The organism is Mycobacterium sp. (genome assembly GCF_049281135.1).
Classification (GTDB): Bacteria; Actinomycetota; Actinomycetes; order Mycobacteriales; family Mycobacteriaceae; genus Mycobacterium.
Genome location: NZ_JBAPRN010000501.1, coordinates 1 through 16476, shown reverse-complemented (window position 1 = coordinate 16476; position 16476 = coordinate 1). Strand labels below are relative to the sequence as shown.

21 protein-coding genes and 1 pseudogene are annotated in these 16476 nt (G+C 65.2%); 11 read left to right on the top strand and 11 right to left on the bottom strand.

All coding sequences use genetic code 11. The features are described from left to right. Positions 1-94: 94 nt before the first annotated feature. Positions 95-439: a GlsB/YeaQ/YmgE family stress response membrane protein gene (locus WAN02_RS20130; protein WP_422265991.1), complete on the bottom strand. Its 345-nt coding sequence runs from the start codon at positions 437-439 to the stop codon at positions 95-97. Between the two features lie 172 nt (positions 440-611). On the opposite strand from WAN02_RS20130, the gene WAN02_RS20125 reads away from it, so the two are divergent. Beyond that, complete coding sequence (locus tag WAN02_RS20125) at positions 612-1085, top strand: hypothetical protein (protein ID WP_422265990.1); 474 nt, start codon at positions 612-614, stop codon at positions 1083-1085. Between the two features lie 304 nt (positions 1086-1389). On the opposite strand, the gene WAN02_RS20120 is transcribed toward WAN02_RS20125, so the two are convergent. Next, positions 1390-1743, bottom strand: coding sequence for a hypothetical protein (locus WAN02_RS20120; RefSeq protein ID WP_422265989.1), 354 nt, complete (start codon positions 1741-1743; stop codon positions 1390-1392). Between the two features lie 29 nt (positions 1744-1772). After that, positions 1773-2072 carry a DUF732 domain-containing protein gene (locus tag WAN02_RS20115; RefSeq protein WP_422265988.1) on the bottom strand — a complete coding sequence of 100 codons (300 nt, stop codon included), beginning with the start codon at positions 2070-2072 and terminating at the stop codon, positions 1773-1775. 203 nt (positions 2073-2275) lie between these two features. Between WAN02_RS20115 and WAN02_RS20110 the strand changes: the two genes are divergently transcribed. After that, positions 2276-2647 carry a hypothetical protein gene (locus tag WAN02_RS20110; protein WP_422265987.1) on the top strand — a complete coding sequence of 124 codons (372 nt, stop codon included), beginning with the start codon at positions 2276-2278 and terminating at the stop codon, positions 2645-2647. Positions 2648-2733: 86 nt separating this feature from the next. On the opposite strand, the gene WAN02_RS20105 is transcribed toward WAN02_RS20110, so the two are convergent. The 3 genes from WAN02_RS20105 to WAN02_RS20095 are packed head-to-tail and all read right to left on the bottom strand — an operon-like array spanning position 2734 to position 4647. Continuing rightward, the gene (locus tag WAN02_RS20105) at positions 2734-3828 is read right to left on the bottom strand and encodes an LLM class flavin-dependent oxidoreductase (protein ID WP_422265993.1); all 1095 of its coding nucleotides are present in this window, start codon (positions 3826-3828) and stop codon (positions 2734-2736) included. Between the two features lie 57 nt (positions 3829-3885). Continuing rightward, a complete protein-coding gene (locus tag WAN02_RS20100; RefSeq protein WP_422265986.1) occupies positions 3886-4260 on the bottom strand; it encodes a DUF732 domain-containing protein in 375 nt (124 codons plus the stop codon). A 21-nt stretch (positions 4261-4281) separates the two neighbouring features. Continuing rightward, a complete protein-coding gene (locus tag WAN02_RS20095) occupies positions 4282-4647 on the bottom strand; it encodes a DUF732 domain-containing protein (protein WP_422265985.1) in 366 nt (121 codons plus the stop codon). 84 nt (positions 4648-4731) lie between these two features. Between WAN02_RS20095 and WAN02_RS20090 the strand changes: the two genes are divergently transcribed. From WAN02_RS20090 to WAN02_RS20075, 4 genes are all read left to right on the top strand, one after another. After that, entirely contained in the window at positions 4732-5217 is a 486-nt protein-coding gene (locus tag WAN02_RS20090) for a polyketide cyclase (RefSeq protein ID WP_422265984.1), read from the top strand. 64 nt (positions 5218-5281) lie between these two features. Beyond that, the gene (locus tag WAN02_RS20085; RefSeq protein ID WP_422265983.1) at positions 5282-5995 is read left to right on the top strand and encodes a Clp protease N-terminal domain-containing protein; all 714 of its coding nucleotides are present in this window, start codon (positions 5282-5284) and stop codon (positions 5993-5995) included. A 67-nt stretch (positions 5996-6062) separates the two neighbouring features. Continuing rightward, positions 6063-6569 carry a hypothetical protein gene (locus tag WAN02_RS20080; protein ID WP_422265982.1) on the top strand — a complete coding sequence of 169 codons (507 nt, stop codon included), beginning with the start codon at positions 6063-6065 and terminating at the stop codon, positions 6567-6569. After that, on the top strand, positions 6557-7102 hold the full coding sequence (locus tag WAN02_RS20075) for a GNAT family N-acetyltransferase (protein ID WP_422265981.1): 546 nt from the start codon (positions 6557-6559) through the stop codon (positions 7100-7102). Before WAN02_RS20080 ends, WAN02_RS20075 begins: the two co-directional genes overlap by 13 nt. Here WAN02_RS20075 and zapE read toward each other — a convergent pair. Next, on the bottom strand, positions 7099-8124 hold the full coding sequence (gene zapE / locus WAN02_RS20070) for a cell division protein ZapE (RefSeq protein WP_422265980.1): 1026 nt from the start codon (positions 8122-8124) through the stop codon (positions 7099-7101). The genes WAN02_RS20075 and zapE overlap by 4 nt on opposite strands. Positions 8125-8158: 34 nt before the next feature. On the opposite strand from zapE, the gene WAN02_RS20065 reads away from it, so the two are divergent. The 4 genes from WAN02_RS20065 to msrB all read left to right on the top strand — a co-directional run bounded on the left by WAN02_RS20065 (position 8159) and on the right by msrB (position 12333). Next, positions 8159-8944, top strand: a complete 786-nt coding sequence (locus WAN02_RS20065) for a pyrimidine reductase family protein (protein ID WP_422265979.1) — start codon at positions 8159-8161, stop codon at positions 8942-8944. A gap of 11 nt (positions 8945-8955) precedes the next feature. After that, positions 8956-10533, top strand: a complete 1578-nt coding sequence (locus WAN02_RS20060; protein ID WP_422265992.1) for an alpha/beta fold hydrolase — start codon at positions 8956-8958, stop codon at positions 10531-10533. Positions 10534-10612: 79 nt separating this feature from the next. Further along, positions 10613-11920: an arabinofuranan 3-O-arabinosyltransferase gene (gene aftC, locus WAN02_RS20055; protein WP_422265978.1), complete on the top strand. Its 1308-nt coding sequence runs from the start codon at positions 10613-10615 to the stop codon at positions 11918-11920. Continuing rightward, positions 11917-12333: a peptide-methionine (R)-S-oxide reductase MsrB gene (gene msrB / locus WAN02_RS20050; protein WP_422265977.1), complete on the top strand. Its 417-nt coding sequence runs from the start codon at positions 11917-11919 to the stop codon at positions 12331-12333. Before aftC ends, msrB begins: the two co-directional genes overlap by 4 nt. Here the strand turns inward: msrB and WAN02_RS20045 are convergent. Then, positions 12293-12919, bottom strand: a complete 627-nt coding sequence (locus WAN02_RS20045; protein WP_422265976.1) for a TetR/AcrR family transcriptional regulator — start codon at positions 12917-12919, stop codon at positions 12293-12295. The genes msrB and WAN02_RS20045 overlap by 41 nt on opposite strands. An 81-nt stretch (positions 12920-13000) precedes the next feature. Between WAN02_RS20045 and WAN02_RS20040 the strand changes: the two genes are divergently transcribed. Further along, positions 13001-14542, top strand: coding sequence for an FAD-dependent monooxygenase (locus WAN02_RS20040; protein WP_422265975.1), 1542 nt, complete (start codon positions 13001-13003; stop codon positions 14540-14542). On the opposite strand, the gene WAN02_RS20035 is transcribed toward WAN02_RS20040, so the two are convergent. From WAN02_RS20035 to WAN02_RS20025, 3 genes and pseudogenes are all read right to left on the bottom strand, one after another. Beyond that, complete coding sequence (locus tag WAN02_RS20035; RefSeq protein ID WP_422265974.1) at positions 14539-15291, bottom strand: class I SAM-dependent methyltransferase; 753 nt, start codon at positions 15289-15291, stop codon at positions 14539-14541. The two genes, WAN02_RS20040 and WAN02_RS20035, sit on opposite strands and share 4 nt — an antisense overlap. Positions 15292-15312: 21 nt before the next feature. Then, on the bottom strand, positions 15313-16008 hold the full coding sequence (hemQ, locus tag WAN02_RS20030) for a hydrogen peroxide-dependent heme synthase (RefSeq protein ID WP_422265973.1): 696 nt from the start codon (positions 16006-16008) through the stop codon (positions 15313-15315). A 5-nt stretch (positions 16009-16013) separates the two neighbouring features. Continuing rightward, positions 16014-16476: pseudogene (locus tag WAN02_RS20025) on the bottom strand (protoporphyrinogen oxidase); the annotation flags it as partial.

Genomic DNA, 16476 nt, shown 5'->3' with positions numbered 1-16476 from the left:
ACCGTGGCGTCTACGGCGAGCACCCACCAGAGCCAATCGATTGAGCCCGTGCCACGCGGCCAAACTGTCGGCGGTTCGGGCGAGCTTCGACCGGTTATCTGACGAACGGCAACCTGGTACGCGTACGCCGACCCATCAAGCCGGTACCACTGCGCCGACCCAAGAGGCCGGGACGGGTACGCCCGCCGACCACGGATTCGTAGATCGCGATGAGTACGACGGCGGCGGCGACTCCGATGAAAAACGGGATCCAGGCAAGTCCACCATTTGCATTGTGATATCCAAATTGGCTCGCCACCGCTGAGCCGATCAGGCCGCCTGCGGCGCCAATCAGAACCGTCGTGATCATGCCTATGTCCTGCCTACCCGGCATGACAAGACGCGCCACAACACCGATGATCGCGCCCGCGATGAGGGCAAGGATGATTGATCCGATCATTTCAGCTCCTGTCTAGCGGCGCCCCGAGTGGACACCTTCTCGCACTACGGGTTACCCGAACCGGCGGGTCGATAACACACATGTTGAGTAAGTTGGGCGTTGGGACTGAGAGAGGAATGACTTCGGCTTCGATCGCGACAGGCGCAACCGGATCGCCGTAGTCCACGTCCGAATGAGCGATCAGGTCCCGCCGTTCTCTATGCTGCTGCGTGAAGGAGGCGATCACGCAGTGACAAGCGCTAGTCACCTGGCCGAATTGGAGATCACCGGTACTGACGTGGTCGCTGCATGGCACGCGCTCGAACCCGTGGTCGCGCAGTGCGCCGGATTGTTTGGGACACCTGCCACGAAGAGTGACTACCACGTCGGCCAGTCGGACGACCAGGCCACGGTGGCCGGGGCTGATCTTCGTGATTGCCTCGATCGCGTGGAGACCCCCGCATCGATCTCCGTCACGTATACATCGAGTGGCAACTCGGGCTCTGATCCTCAGAGCATCGAACTGAGGATCATGCGCTACCGGCGTTTCAAGGAGCTGAACGTTAACCTTCGCGTCACCGGGCCTATGGACGTGCACACGTTGGGCTCTTTCGAGCGGACCAAAAGGACGCTGTCCCAAGCGATTGATCGCCTGAACGGACTCTAAAGCCCCATATCCGCCTGAGTCCCGTTGTGCCTGGGCTTATTACAGCCCGATTGACGATACCAGGTCGGCGAAGATGGAGGGGTCTATCGCCGTGGACGGGTCCAAGCCCGCTGCGATGCCCGCAGCCGGCCCCGCATCGAAGATCGAAGCCAGATCGGCAAGGAGCGAACGCGGTAGCCAACTCGGCGTTGAGTTCGGCGGGGAGAACGTGGAAAACCTCAGCGCCAGCTACGTCAAGTTTCGCAAAGTAGCCTGTCAGATCACCGGCGAGCGTGGTTGTTTGTCCCGTGGCGAAGTCACCCGCCTAAGCGGCATTCACAAATGTGTTCATCGCCGTGAGCAGATCGTTGGAAGCCGTGGCGAGCTGTTGGTCGTCACCGAGGAGCTGCGAGCTGCCCTGGAGAGCCTCGGGGAGCGCGTCCTGTTGGGACTGAATTTGCGAGATCAGGCCAGCTTCGCCTTGCAGAGCCGACACCTCGTCTCCGACATGTGCCGCTTGCTCTGCCGGGAGCAACGAAGGATCAAGACCGGAATAGGGAGTGGCGGCATCGTTGATGTCGCCCTCGGCCTGAATCAACAGTTCATCTAGGGTGTCGGCGTGGGCGCTGCCCATCCCGATCATCGCCGCGGCCGACGCCGCTCCACCAGCCAAACCCACGCCCCAGCCTGCAGCGCGTCGGCTGGGGCTTACGCGCTTGCCTTCTGCGCTTGGGACATCGCGTTGCCGGCCTGGTCCGGGCAGTGCTGACGGATCGTGGTTCCGGTGAGGACGCCGGCGTTTGTTGCGTTGTAACCGCGCGCTTCGAGGGTGGTCTCGATCGCGGCCAGGCTCGTGCCGTTCCGCAGCGCCGCGCAGATGTCGAAACGGGAGTCGATGGAGGCGGCTTCCGCGGGCGCCGGGAGCGTCAATGCCGCGGCCATCGCGGCCCCGGCCGCAAAGATTGACCAACGGATGATGCGGTGTCCGTGGGTGGTGGTTTGCCTCATGTCAGCCTCGCTGGTGTCGAGGTCACCATCTGATTTAGTGGCCGTTATCGTCTACCAACAGCGGGGTCGCCCGTCGTCTGCCCGATATGCAGCGATCGTGACCCATTTCACGACGGCACCCGAATTGTGGTTTGCGGCGTGCGTTGAGCACATAAGCTGGACCACGCCCGAAGTCGCGCACCGCGATCCACAGGAGGCCTGGCATGACAGGATTTCTTGGCCGTCTCGCCATCGCTGGCGTGGTGGCGTCAATGCCGCTGGCGGCTGCGGCGGTCGCAACATCCGCTGTCACCGTCGCGGCGCCCGGAGTCAGTTCGCCGCAGTGCGACCCGAGCGTGTATTCACATTGCGTGACCAGTTCGCCGCGGTGCGACCCCGCATGGTCGCGGAACGTCTGGACCGGTGAGTGCCATCCGCAGCCGGCGATGCCGGACTGGTACGTCGTCCGACCGGCCTACGCACCGCCGTACGCACCGGTCGACGTCCCGCCGCCGCCTCCCCCGCCGTGGTGGGCACAGGGAATGCACGCAAATTGGGACGAGGGTTCCCGGCAGTGGGTCTGGGTCAGGATGTAGCCACCCGACATCTCAGCGTTAACTCGCGTCAAGATATCGAACTTGTTGTCTGACAAGTCTATTCGAGCGCCGGGCAACTGCGAATATCACAACTTGCGCACCCCGCGCATGATTTTCGCGAACGGGTTCCCGGCGGCAAGACCGCGGCGAAGGCTCGGCTGCAAGGTGCTCAAGTTCAGCAGGACCGGATAGCTCAACCCGTGATCGCGCCAGTCCGCTAGTTGGTCCACGATCTCGTCGTGCGTGCCCTGCAAGCATGCGTCTTTGAGCAGCGACAACGGCACGTTGGAGGTGTACTTCAGCACGCTGTCCTCGTCGAGGATTTGCGGGATGAGGTCTTGGAAACCGTGGCCCACCGGGTGTGCGACGCCGTGACGCTCCCACAATTCCGCGGGGGCGTTCAACACGAAGGTCTTCATCGCGGTCGACTCCAGCGCCTCGTCGACCTCTTCGCGGCTGCGCCCCGTGACGACGAAGAAAAAAGTCGCTGCAGCAATGGCCAGCGGATCTCGTCCGGTATCCGACGCCGCGGTGCGGACCGCGTCCAGGCCGCGGGCGTAATCCGTCGGTGAAAACACGGCTGCGGGAAACCACGCGTCGGCGTATTGGCCGGTGGCGCGCAACATTCTGGGTCCGTGCGAGGCGATCCAAATCTCAGGCCATTTACCGCGATACGGCCACAAATCGAAGACTGCATTGTGCAACGGAAAGAACGGCGAGTCGCGAGTGACCAGCTCGCCGCCGGAGTTCCACAGCGCACGGATCGTCGCCAGGGCCTCCTCGAACCGCGCCACCGGTTTAGACCAGTCCACGCCGTAAGGTTCGTTGCCCTCACGCTCGCCGGTCCCGATGCCCAGGATCGCTCGTCCACGCGTGAGCAGATGCAGGGTCGCGGCCGCTTGAGCGGTGACCGCGGGATTGCGTCGACCGGTATCGGTCACCCCGATTCCAAGTCGCATCCGCCCCAATCGATTTCGGGCAGCCAAATGCCCGAGAACGGTCCATGGTTCGAGGTTTGCGTCGACCTTTGGCGCCAGTCGGGCGCCGCCGATGTATTTCGGCTTGGCCATCGAACGCGGATACAACGAGTTCAAATGATCGGCCAGCCAGAACGAATCCGCACGAGCAGCGACCGCAGACAGGTAGCTACTTCGCGTCACCGCCATCGGCGAAAAACGCATGGGCAGCGCCTGCGCCGCCAAACCGACTTTCACAACTGACCCCCGGCAGCCGTTGACCTATTGCTGACCGCCCGATACTCCCACTCGATCTGGCGGGGGCTGCGCCTGGCTGCCGTCGCCGTCGGTGGCGCGATGCAGGTACTGCGGACAGTAAGCGCTCGCCGCGATCGCAGTGAACTGGGCCGCCCTGGTCGTGCTGATCGCCGGATTTTGCTGCGCCACAAGCGCAACGACGTCGATTTGCGGCTTTCCCTGGCCCATCAACTCGCACGCAGTCTTGCCGGCACTAATGGCGCTTCTGGAGTCGTCGGAGGTGATGCCGGCTTTGTTCAGCGCGTCGACGAAGCTCGCATCGACATTCGGGTCTGCATGCGCTGGTATCGCGGCGCCCAGTGACGAGGCAATGGCAAGCACCGCCAGAAGACGTCTCATCGCCCCATCATGGCGCAACATCTATCCGTTGTTGGGTGCGGTGGTCGTCGCCCCACCGTTGCCACCGGCGCGTTGGAGGTACTGCGGGCAGTAGGCGCTCGCCGCGATCGCAGTGAACTGGGCCGCCCTGGTCGTGTCCAAGCCCGGATTCTGCCTCGTCACGAGCCCGACGACATCGAGTTCCGGCCGACCTTGCTCCATCATTCCGCACGCCGCCTTGCCGGCTTTGATCGCACCGGCTTCGCTTTTGATGGTGATGCCCGCCTTGACCAGCGCGTCGAGAAAACTCGCATCAAGACCCGGATCAGCACGGCCGGGGTTCGCCTGCGCGGTCATTGCCACGCACAGTGCGGCTGCTGCGACCAGCAACGTCAGCAGACGTCTCATCTGTCCATCGTCGCGCACGCCGACATGTTTGTCGCGGTTACCGAACCGCCACATCGACGCGGTTGTGCTGTCAAGATCTACCGAATGGCCGACAGATTCGAAGTCCAGCGCACGATCTCCGCACCGGCAGGCGATATCTTCGCCGTGTTGTGCGATCCGCAAGGTCACGTCGCCATCGATTCGTCCGGGATGTTGCAGGACGCAGACGGGGCGTCCGTTGCCGCTGCCGGCGACAGCTTCGTCGTCCACATGGACCGCGAGTCCCTCAACGACTTTCCGGACCTGGGCAAGTACGACGTGACCGTCACCATCCGCGAATTCGAGCAGGACCGGCTGATCGCCTGGACGGTCCTGGGGCAGATCCGACCTCAGCTCGGCCACGTCTACGGCTACCGCCTCGAGCCCGACGAGCAGAGTGAGGGCACCCTCGTCACGTCGTTCTACGACTGGTCGCAGATCGACGAGAAGTGGCGGGAGGCCGGCATTTTCCCGGTCCTCTCCGAAGGCGCGCTGCGGGCGTCGCTGGGCATCTTGGATCGCACGGTCCGGCGCGGCTACCCGAAAGGCTGACTTCGGACGCCCTGCGTCAACTCGGAGTTGACGAATGAGCGCCCGTCAACCTAGTGTTGACGACATGGTGCAATCCCATCCTGTCCGACTCGACGAACTGATCACCACCATCAAAGAGGTGCACCCCGACGTCCTGGACCAACTCAGCGACGCGGTCCTGGCAGCCGAGCATCTCGGTGAAGTCGCCGACCACCTGATCGGGCATTTCGTCGATCAGGCCCGCCGGTCGGGGGCCTCCTGGACCGATATCGGCAAGAGCATGGGCGTGACCAAGCAGGCCGCCCAGAAGCGCTTCGTGCTGCGCGCCGAGACCACCACGCTCGACCCGAACGGCGGCTTCGAGCGCTTCACTCCCCGGGCCCGCAACGCCGTGGTCGCCGCCCAGAATGCCGCGCACGAGGCCGGCAACAACGAGATCACCCCGGACCACGTGATACTCGGGGTGCTGAACGACCCCGAAGCACTGGCCACCAAACTGCTGCGAGCTCAACGCATCGACCCCGAATCGCTGCGGGACTCGATCACGCTGCCGCCCGCCGCGGACAAGGTGCCGGCGCTAATCCCTTTCAGCGGGACGGCCCGCAAAGCGCTCGAGCTGACCTTTCGTGAAGCACTTCGGCTGGGCCACAACTACATTGGCACGGAGCACGTTCTGCTTGCCCTGCTCGAACTCGAAGACGGCAACGGTCCGCTGCATCGGGCCGGCGTCGACAAGGGCCGCGCCGAGGCCGATCTGGTCGCCGTGCTCACGTCAATGGCCGCCGGCAACAAGAGCTGAGGGTTACACAACCCGACGACGTGAGCCCGGCAGTGTGCCATCATGCGATGGTCGTCGAGGAGGAAAGATGCGCCGCTACCTGGTTGCCGTGATTGCTGTCGTCGCGGCCACGCTCATCGCGGTACCACGCGCGTCGGCCGGCGACGCGCCGATCGGCCATCTCGGTGACACATTGCGGGTCGACACCGGAAAAATGATCGCCGACATCACCGTCAGCAGCGTGCAACCCGTCGACCCGCCGCCTGGTTTCGGCTACAACCGTGTCGGTATCCCGGTCAAGAGTTTTCCGAACAGCGCGGTCGTGCGCGCTGACGTAGCGATCCACGCGGTGCGGGTGCCCAACCCGTATCAGATGCTGACCGATTTCACGTTCGACGGGGTCACCCCGTTCGGCGACGCGTACAAGTCCCGCAACTCCGACGCTCCCGATGCGCTGGATGCCGCGCTGGCCAATGCGCCGGCCGGCTCGATCGTTCGCGGCGGGGTGTACTGGGAGGCCTACCGTGATCCGGTCGCCAATGTTGTTCTGCTGGACAAGAAGACGGGCTATCACCTCGCGCAGTGGAACCTGTAGTCCGGATCGCCTCAGCGAATACGGTCGACGCTGCTGAATTGGCTGCGGTCGCGGCACACACTTTTCCACTGGCCTGTCCCCCGTCGGTCGCGCTCGCAGACGTCACGTCGTTCATCGACGCCAACCTGTCCGACGCGCGTTTCGCCGAGTACCTCGCCGACCCGCAACGGCGTATCTTCACCGCCGCTCGCGAAGGCCGAATCATTGGCTACGCCATGCTGATTAACGGCGTCAGCGACGATCCTGAGGTGCAACGGGCGGTCGACATTCGACCGGCCGCCGAGATCTCCAAGATGTACGTGTTGGCGGCTCACCACCGCGCGGGCGTGGCGACGGCGTTGATGGACGCCGCCCTCGCGGCCGCCGCCGAATGGGGCACTGGCTGCGTATGGCTCGGTGTCAACCAGAAAAACGAACGCGCTCAACAGTTTTACAAGCGGCAGGGCTTCACCGTCAACGGAACGCGCAGCTTCCGGTTGGGCGCTCACACCGAGAGTGACTACGTGATGGTCCGGCCGTTGGCCGCGGCCTAAGCGTTGACGGCAGCGCTCAGCGCCAGCAGTCGCGACGTGGCCCGCAGGTACTTCTTGCGAAATCCGCCGGCCAGCATCTCGTCGCCGAAGATGCGGTCGAGCCTCTCCCCCGAAGCCAGCACCGGTATGCCGGCGTCGTAGAGCCGATCGGTCAAGGCCACCAGTCGTAGCGCGACGTTCTGATCGTCGACGGTGTGCACACCGATCACACAGACCATCGTCACCCCATCGACCAGCGCCAGGTAGCGCGACGGATGCATCGTGGCCAGATGGCCGCAGAGCGCGTCGAAGTCGTCCAGGGTCGCGCCCGCCACGGCCGCGGCACGAGCGGCTACCTCGTCATCAGACGGCGGCTGCGGCGCCGGTGGCAGGTCGCGGTGCCGGTAGTCGGGCCCCTGAATGCGAACCACGTCGAAGATTGCTGCCAGCGTGTTGATTTCGCGCAGGAAGTCGTCGGCGGCGAACCGCCCTTCGCCGAGCTGCTCGGGCAAGGTGTTGGAAGTGGCGGCCACCGACACACCGCGCTCGACGAGTTGGGAAAGCAGCCGCGAAATCAGCGTGGTGTTGCCGGGGTCGTCCAGCTCGAACTCGTCGATACACAGCAGCGTGTAATCGGCCAGCAGATCGATGCACTCGACGAAACCGAACACCCCGGCGAGCTGAGTGAGCTCCATGAACGTCGCAAAAGCTTTGGGGTGGGCTGGATCATCAGGCAGCTGACGATAGGCGGCGGCCAGCAGATGCGTCTTGCCGACGCCGAAACCACCGTCCAAGTACAGCCCGACACCCGGCGAGGCTTCTCGTCTGCCGAGAAGCCTTCTGCGGCCGCGACGGCGTTCGACAGCCCGCTGGCAAAATCGTTGGCAGGCCTCGACGGCGGCCGACTGAGTCGGCTCGGCCGGGTCAGGGTGGTAGCTCGCGAAGCTCGCGTCGGCGAAGGTCGGCGGCGGCGTCAGCTGAGCGATCAGCCGTTCCGGTGACACGGTGGGCTGCCGGTCGACCAGTCGAGCAACCCCGCGCATGCAGGCACCCTACCGACGTGCTGCAATCATCGGCATGGCTGACGCTTCAGCTGACGGTGCCGGCGGGTTGCAGTTGCGGTTGCTTGGCTCCACCCGCGACCTCGACGGCACCGACCTGCCCGATCTCTACGGCTACCCCACCGACCACGACGGCGTGTGGTTGCGCGCGAACTTCATCGCCAGCCTGGATGGTGGCGCGACCTTCGGCGGCAAATCCGGCCAGCTTGGCGGTCCCGGCGACCGGGCGGTGTTCCACGTGCTGCGCGAAGTCGCCGACGTGATCCTCGTCGGCGCGGGCACCGTGCGGGCCGAGGGATACTCCGGCGCACGCCCAACGGTCGCGCAGCGTCAGCGCCGGCAGGCTCGCGGGCAAAGCGAAGTCCCGCCGTTGGCGATCGTCACCAGATCCGGCCACCTGGACCGGGATTTGCCGGTGTTCACCCGCACCGAGGTGCCACCGATGGTGTGTACCTGCACGGCGGCGGCCGACCAGACCGGGCGCACGTTGGCCGGACTGGCTGACGTGGTCGACTGTTCGATCAACGACCCGGATCAGGTCGACTCGGCCGCGGTGCTCGCGGTGCTGGCCGAACGCGGCGTGCCGCGGGTGTTGACCGAGGGCGGTCCGACGCTGTTCAGCTCGTTCGTCGAAAACGGCCTGCTGGACGAACTGTGCCTGACTATCGCGCCGACCCTGGTCGGCGGCCAGGCGGGCCGGATCGCCACCGGTCCGGAGCAGGTGCTGACCGGAATGCGCCGGGCCCACGTCCTCACCGACGACGACGGCTACCTGTACACGCGGTACGTGCGCGAGGTCTGATCGATCAACGAATCGCTACTGTGGTCGGCATGAGCCGGCGCGCCGCATTCACCACGTCGCTGATTGTGGTGACCGCATTGCTGGCCGGCTGCGCACCTGGACTGGCCGCCAATCCGCGTTTTGCCACCAATGCCGGCGCCCGGCCGCAGGGCAAGGCAACGAAGACGACGGCGCCCAATGCCCCTCCGCCGATTGCCAAGCCGAAGAACGACTTGCCGTGGCACGACTGCACAGCGCGGGGTTTCGGCGACGCGGGGGTCCCCGCGCCGGTGGGGGTCAAGCTGGAATGCTCGAACTATGACGCCGATCTCGACCCGGTCAACGGTGCCGCCGGGACGCTGAGCATCGGCGTGATGCGCGCTCGCGCGGCCCAGACGCCCGGCGATGCCGGCCCGCTGGTCTTCACCACCGGTTCGGACCTGCCGTCGTCGCTGCAATTGGCGGTGTGGCTCGCGCGCGCCGGTGCCGACGTACTGAAGAAACACCCCATCGTGGCCATCGACCGGCGCGGCATGGGCTCATCGAGCCCAATCGACTGCCTGGACCAGTTCGACCGCCAGGAGATCCACGATCAGGCGCAGTTCCAGGCGGGCAACGATCCCGTCGCCAATCTCGCCGACATCGTGCAAAACGCCACCACCAGCTGCACCGACACCATCGCGCCCGGCGACTCCGCCTACGACAACATCCACGCCGCTACCGATATCGAACGGCTGCGCAGCACCTGGGACGTGCCCGCGCTGGCGCTGATCGGCATCGGAAACGGCGCCCAGGTAGCGCTGTCCTACGCCAGCGCCCACCCCGACCGGGTCGCCAGGCTGGTGCTCGACTCGCCGGTGGCGCTCGGTGTGGGCGCCGAAGCCGCGGCCGAGCAGAAGGTCAAGGGTCAGGAGGCGGCGCTGGATGCGTTCGCCGCCCAATGCGCGGCGGTGAACTGCCCGCTGGGCCCCGACCCGAAAGCCGCCGTGAGCACGATGCTGGCCGACGCCCACGCCGGCCACGGTCCGGCGGGTGCGTCGGTGGCCTCCATCGCCAGAGCCATCAACATCGCGCTGGGCTTCCCCACCGGCGACGGAGTCGGCACCACCAACGCCCTGGCCGCCGCGCTGAACAGCGCCCGTTCCGGTGACACCAACCTGCTGACCAGCCTGATCAACCGGGCACAGGCAACCACCGGCACCGATGGACAATTCGTCAACTCCTGCAGCGACGCCGTGAACCGGCCCACGCCCGACCGCATTCGCGAGTTGGTGGTGGCCTGGGCCAAGCTCTACCCCGAGTTCGGCACTGTCGGCGCGCTCAACCTGGTCAAGTGCGTCTCGTGGCCGAGCACCCAGCCGCCCCAACCGCCGAAGATCCTCAAGGTCAACGTGCTACTGATGGGTGTGCAGAGCGACCCGATCGTCGGGGAGGAAGGCGTCTCGGCCACCGCCGCCACCATCATCAACGCGACCGCCGCCAGTAAGCGGGTGATGTGGCAGGGCATCGGCCATGGCGCGAGCATCTACTCGTCGTGCGCGGTTCCCCCGCTGGTCGGCTACCTCGACACCGGCAACTTGCCCGCCACCGACACCTACTGTCCCGCCTGATCCTTCGGCCCGTATAGGGTGCGCTCGTGACGCGCGCCGCCGACGATGCAGCGCGAAGCGGTGAGGAGGAGCGGCGCTCGTGACGGCAGTTGAATCCCCTCGTAGCGGCCTGCGTGACTGGACGCAGGCCATATTTGCCCCCCGCACCGCCGCCCCTGGCACTGCGACCGTGCTGCGTTCGATTCTGTGGCCGTTGGCCATCATGGCGGTGATCCACCGCACCATCGTGCTGCCCGCCAACGGCAACATCACCGACGACTTCAAGCCGGTCTACCGCGCGCTGTCGAACTTCCGGCACGGCTGGGACATCTACAACGAGCATTTCGACTACGTCGACCCGCACTACCTGTATCCGCCCGGCGGCACGCTGATCATGGCGCCCTTCGGTTATCTGCCGTTCGCGGAGTCGCGCTACATGTTCGTCGCAGTCAACAGCGCCGCCATCGTGCTGGCCGGGTACTTACTGCTGCGGATGTTCAACTTCAGGCTGACCTCGGTGGCGGCCCCAGCCTTGCTGCTGGCGATGTTCTGCACCGAATCCGTCACGAGCACACTGGTTTTCACCAACATCAACGGCGTCATCCTGCTGCTCGAGGTGTTGTTCTTGCGCTGGCTGCTCGACGGTTCGGAAGCCAACAGCGTCAGGCATCAGTGGTGGGCCGGCATCGCCATCGGTCTGGCTTTGGTGGTCAAGCCGGTGCTGTTACCACTGCTGCTTTTGCCGTTCCTGAACCGTCAGTGGCGCGCAGTGCTGGCCGCCCTGGTGGTGCCGGCGGCGTTCAATCTGGCCGCATGGCCCCTGGTGGTCCACCCGATGGACTTCGTCACCCGCACCGTGCCCTACACGTTGGGCGTCCGCGATTACTTCAACAGCTCGATCGAAGGCAACGGAGTCTACTTCGGGCTGCCTTTCTGGCTGATCCTGTTTCTGCGAATCCTGTTCACCCTGCTGGCTATCGGCGCCTTGTGGCTGCTGTATCGCTATTACCGGACCCGTGATCCGCTGTTCTGGTTCAGCACATCGTCGGGTGTGCTGTTGCTGTGGTCGTGGCTGGTGCTGGCACTGGCCCAGGGCTATTACTCGATGATGCTGTTCCCGTTCCTGATGACGGTGGTGTTGCCCAATTCAGTGATTCGCAACTGGCCGGCTTGGCTGGGCGTCTACGGCTTCCTGACGATGGACAAGTGGCTGCTGCTCCACTGGATGTACATCGGGCGGCCGCTGGACTACCTGAAGATCACCTACGGCTGGTCGCTGCTGCTGATCGTGGTGTTCACCGTGCTGTACTTCCGCTACGTCGACGCCAAAGCCGAAAACCGCTTGGACGACGGGATCGATCCGCCCTGGGTGACGCCTCCGCAACCTCGCGCTAGCGTGGAGGCATGACTTCCTCCGCTCCAAAGCTGCAACTCAGCGACGACGAATGGCGCAAGAAACTCAACCCGCAAGAGTTCGACGTGCTGCGTCGCGCCGGAACCGAGCGCCCGTTCGTCGGTGAGTACACCGACACCAAGACCGAAGGCGTGTACCAGTGCCGCGCTTGTGGCGCCGAACTGTTCCGCAGCACCGAGAAGTTCGAATCCCATTGCGGCTGGCCGTCATTCTTCGATCCGGCGGACTCCGACGCGGTGATCCTGCGCCCTGACCACTCGCTGGGCCAGACGCGCGTCGAGGTGCTGTGCGCCAATTGCCACAGCCATCTCGGCCACGTCTTCGAGGGCGAGGGCTATCCGACGCCCACCGACCAGCGCTACTGCATCAACTCGATTTCGCTGCGCCTGGTGCCGGCCGGCTCCTGACGCCGACCGCTTCGGTCATCCCGTGCTCCAGTAAGTCGAAGACGGCGTGCATCGCGCCTACCGGGTCGGCCGCATCACCCACGAACTCCGGAATCTCCAGCACATAGCGGGCGACCACACGGGCGGTCAGATCGTCGTGCGGCCTGCCCATTTCGGTGGCAATCGCGGCGGCGAGCGGTTCTTCGCAGCTGATCCAGAGTTTGCGTGTGTAGCCGCGCAACGCGGGCGTCGTCATGATCAGGTCGGTTCGCCGGCGTAACTCTGGCGTTGAATCCGCCACGAAAGGTCCACGGCCGGCGATGAATTCCCGCAGCGCAGCCATCACCGACTGCCCGCTAGGGCGCTCGCGCACGGCAGCCAGCAAACTCTCCCGGCGTTCGGTGCCGTCGTCGAACATCAAAGCTTCCTTGCCATCGGGCACATGGTTGAACACGGTTGGCACCGAGATGTCGACGGCATCGGCGATCTCCTTGACGCTGACCGCGTCGTAACCCTTCTCAAGGAAGAGTCGAAGCGCCGCGTCGGCCAACGCCGCGCGTGTCTGCGCGTTCTTACGCTCCCGGCGTCCACCGGGTTCGGAGACCATCCGACCAGGCTACCAATTCCGCTATTCGCTTAATAATTTTAGTGACTTGTATTTCTTAATCAGTTATGGTTTTGTTGTATCGTGGCAGCTCAGATCATCGAGAGTAAGCCGGTAGTGGTCGTCGGCGGCAGCCTGGTGGGGCTGTCCGCAGCCGTGTTCCTCGCCAGCCACGGAGTGCCCGTCACGCTGGTGGAGAAACACGCGAGCAGTTCGGCTCACCCCCGCGCGATCGGCTACACCACACGGACGCTGGAGTTGTTTCGTGCCGTCGGAGTCGAACTTCCCGCCACCACTCAAGGTCATGGGCCGCCACGCCGGGCCCATGTGGAAAGCCTCGCCGGCACCTGGTTCGAGGAGTACTTGTGGACCGCCAACACCGCCGCGCCGCGTTATGAGTATTCACCCGCAGCGGCCACGGCCATCGCCCAAGACCGACTGGAACCCATCCTGCGCAACCGGGCCGTCGCATTGGGAGCCGACCTACGGCTCAGCACCGAGATGACCGGGCTCACCCAAGACGACGACGGGGTGACCGTCACGCTGCAGCCACGCGACGGTGTCCGCTACCGGATGCTGGCCCAGTACCTCGTCGCCGCCGACGGAGCCCGCAGCCACATACGCGACTCCCTGGGTATCGATCGCAGTGGCGAAGGGCTGCTGTCGGTTCAGCGCAGCATCTTGTTCCGGGCGCCTATCGACCATTACCTGGAGCACGGCGTCGTGCAGTTCGAGATCAAACAGCCCGGTCTCACAGCGTTTCTCACCACCTATTCAGACGGGCGCTGGGTACTGATGCTCAGCGACGACATCGACCGTGACGCGGACCAGCAGGCCGCTGTGGTCCGACAAGCGGTCGGCATCCCCGACCTGCCAGTGGAGTTGCTCACCACCGGCCGTTGGGAACTCGCCGCGCTCATCGCTGACCGCTTCCGCGCCGGACGGGTTTTCCTGGCCGGAGACGCCGCACACCAATTGCCACCCAACCGCGGCGGTTACGGCGCGAACACCGGCATCGAGGACGTACACAATCTGGCCTGGAAGCTGGCAGCCGTGCTCCGCAGTGATGCCGCGTCGGCGCTGCTCGACACCTACGACGCCGAGCGGCGGCCGATCGCCTGGCTGCGCCATGAGCAGATCTTTGCCCGCGCCGATTACAAGGCTTACGTTGATAGTCCGGCCAGCGATGTCGAGGTCATCGACGACCTTGCAATGGAACTCGGCCAGCTCTATCGCTCCTCGGCGGTGTTGGGCGCCTCGGACGCCTTGCCGCCCGCACAGCGACCGGACCAGTGGGCCGGACAACCCGGGACCCGGGCTCCGCATCTGGCGCTGCGCTGCGCGGACGGGCAGACGTCGTCGACGCTCGACCTCTTTCAGCACGGCTGGGTGCTGCTGACCCAGGACGACGGCTGGACCGATGCCGCGAAGCGCATCGATGTAGCGTTCGTGCGCCTTGACGCGTCAGAGGTGCTGGGCCCGAGACCGTTTCACGAGGCTTACGGTGTCGGGCCCGGGGGCGCCAGTTTGGTGCGACCCGACGGGTATATCGCCGCGCGCTGGACCGAGATGCCCGCCGATCCCGCCGCCCAACTGACCGAGGCGCTGCGCCAGGTCGCGGCCTAGTCCACCCTGGTGGCGTGCACTTCCCAGAACGGGGCATGTGCGCGGCCGTCGGTCAGCCACGGCTCGATGGTCCGGAACCGTTCGGCCACCGGCTTCATTTGCTCGGCCAGTTCGGGAGTGCGCTGGAGCATCCGGTCGAAGTTCTCCGAGCTCATGTTGATCTGGTAGGTCGTCGGCCCCAGATAGGTGATTTCCCAACCGGCGTCGGGCAGGATTCCCCGGAAGTCGCCCTCGGACAGCGAACGCGGCATGTAGAACCCGTTGACGTTGCCGATGCCGAATTCGAACATGTACAGCCGGGCTCCCGGCTTGGTGGCCCGGTGCAGGGCCCGCGCGTAGGACCGCTGTAGCTCCGGCTCGGTCGAAAATGTGTGGTAGAAAGCGCAATCCACGACCGTGTCGAAATGGTTGTCCAGTCCGTCGAGCTTCGTCGCATCAGCCAGCTGGAAGTTCACCGATACCCCGGCTTTGCGGGCATTCTCGCGGGCTCGCTGCACCGCGCCTTCCGAGCCGTCAATCCCGGTGGCCGAGTAGCCCTTTGACGCGTAGTAGATGGCGTGATGGCCCGGGCCGGTGCCCGGATCGAGGACCTCGCCCTTGACCGCGCCGAGCGCGACCAGTTGCTGCACCACCGGCTGCGGGCCGCCGATGTCCCACGGTGTGGCGGCCGGCAGGCCATGCGTAACCCGCTCGTCGCGGTACATCTCTTCGAAACGGGTGGGATCGTTGGGATCGAATTGCGTTGTCATGCATCCCCCTCTGGTGTCGGTTCAGGGCAGCGAATTCACCAGTTGCTCGACCGGAACTCGCGGCCCGGTGAAAAACGGCGTCTCTTCGCGGGTGTGTCGCCGTGCGTCGGTGGCCCGCAGTTCCCGCATCAGGTCGACGATCCGGTGCAGTTCCGGCGCCTCGAAGGCCAGCAGCCATTCGTAGTCCCCGAGCGCGAACGCCGGCACCGTGTTGGCCCGCACATCCTTGTACTCGCGGGCCGCCATGCCGTGTTCGGCGAGCATGCGCCGCCGCTCCTCGTCGGGCAGCAGATACCACTCATACGACCGCACGAACGGGTAGACGCAGATGTAGGCGCCCGGTTCTTCGCCGGCCAGAAACGCCGGAATGTGGCTCTTGTTGAATTCGGCCGGCCGGTGCAGCGCGACGCTGCTCCACACCGGCGTCGACGCGCGGCCCAACGTCGTGGTCCGGCGGAAGTCCTCGTAGGTGGCTTGCAGCGCTTCGACCCGCTCGGCGTGCGTCCAGATCATGAAATCGGCGTCGGCTCGCAATCCGGCGACGTCGTAGAGACCTCGCACCACGACGCCGTGTTCTTCACGTTGCTTGAAAAAGGTCGCGGTTTCGTCGACGACTGCCCCGCGGTTTTCGCCGAGTTGCCCTGGGCTGACCGAGAACACCGAGAACATCAGGTATCGCACGGTGGAGTTCAGCGCGTCGTAGTCCAAGCGGGCCATGAGAGCTATCGTGCCACGAAGGTTTCGACCGCCTGGATCGTGCTGGTCACCGCCCGCCCGGCCGCGCCGATGCACGCGGGCACCCCGATCCCATCGAGATAGCTGCCCGCCACTGCGAGGGTCGGCGGCAGACCTGCCCGCAGTTCGGCCACCAGGTCACTGTGGCCGGGCCCGTACTGCGGCATCGCATCCGGCCAGCGCTGGGCGCGGACATCCACCGGGTCGATCGTCAGCTCGAAAACGGTCGCCAGATCGTCAAGCGCCCACGCCAGCAGCTCGTCGTCGGAGGCACGGATTGCCAGGTCGTCGCCGAACCGCCCAAACGACAATCGCAGCAGCTCGACGTCGGTGCGCCGCCCCCACTTGCGCGACGACAACGTAATTGCCTTGGCGTGCAACCGTTCTCCGCTGGCCACCAGAACACCGGAATTCTGCGGGAAGGCGATGCCGCGGGGCACGGCCATCGCC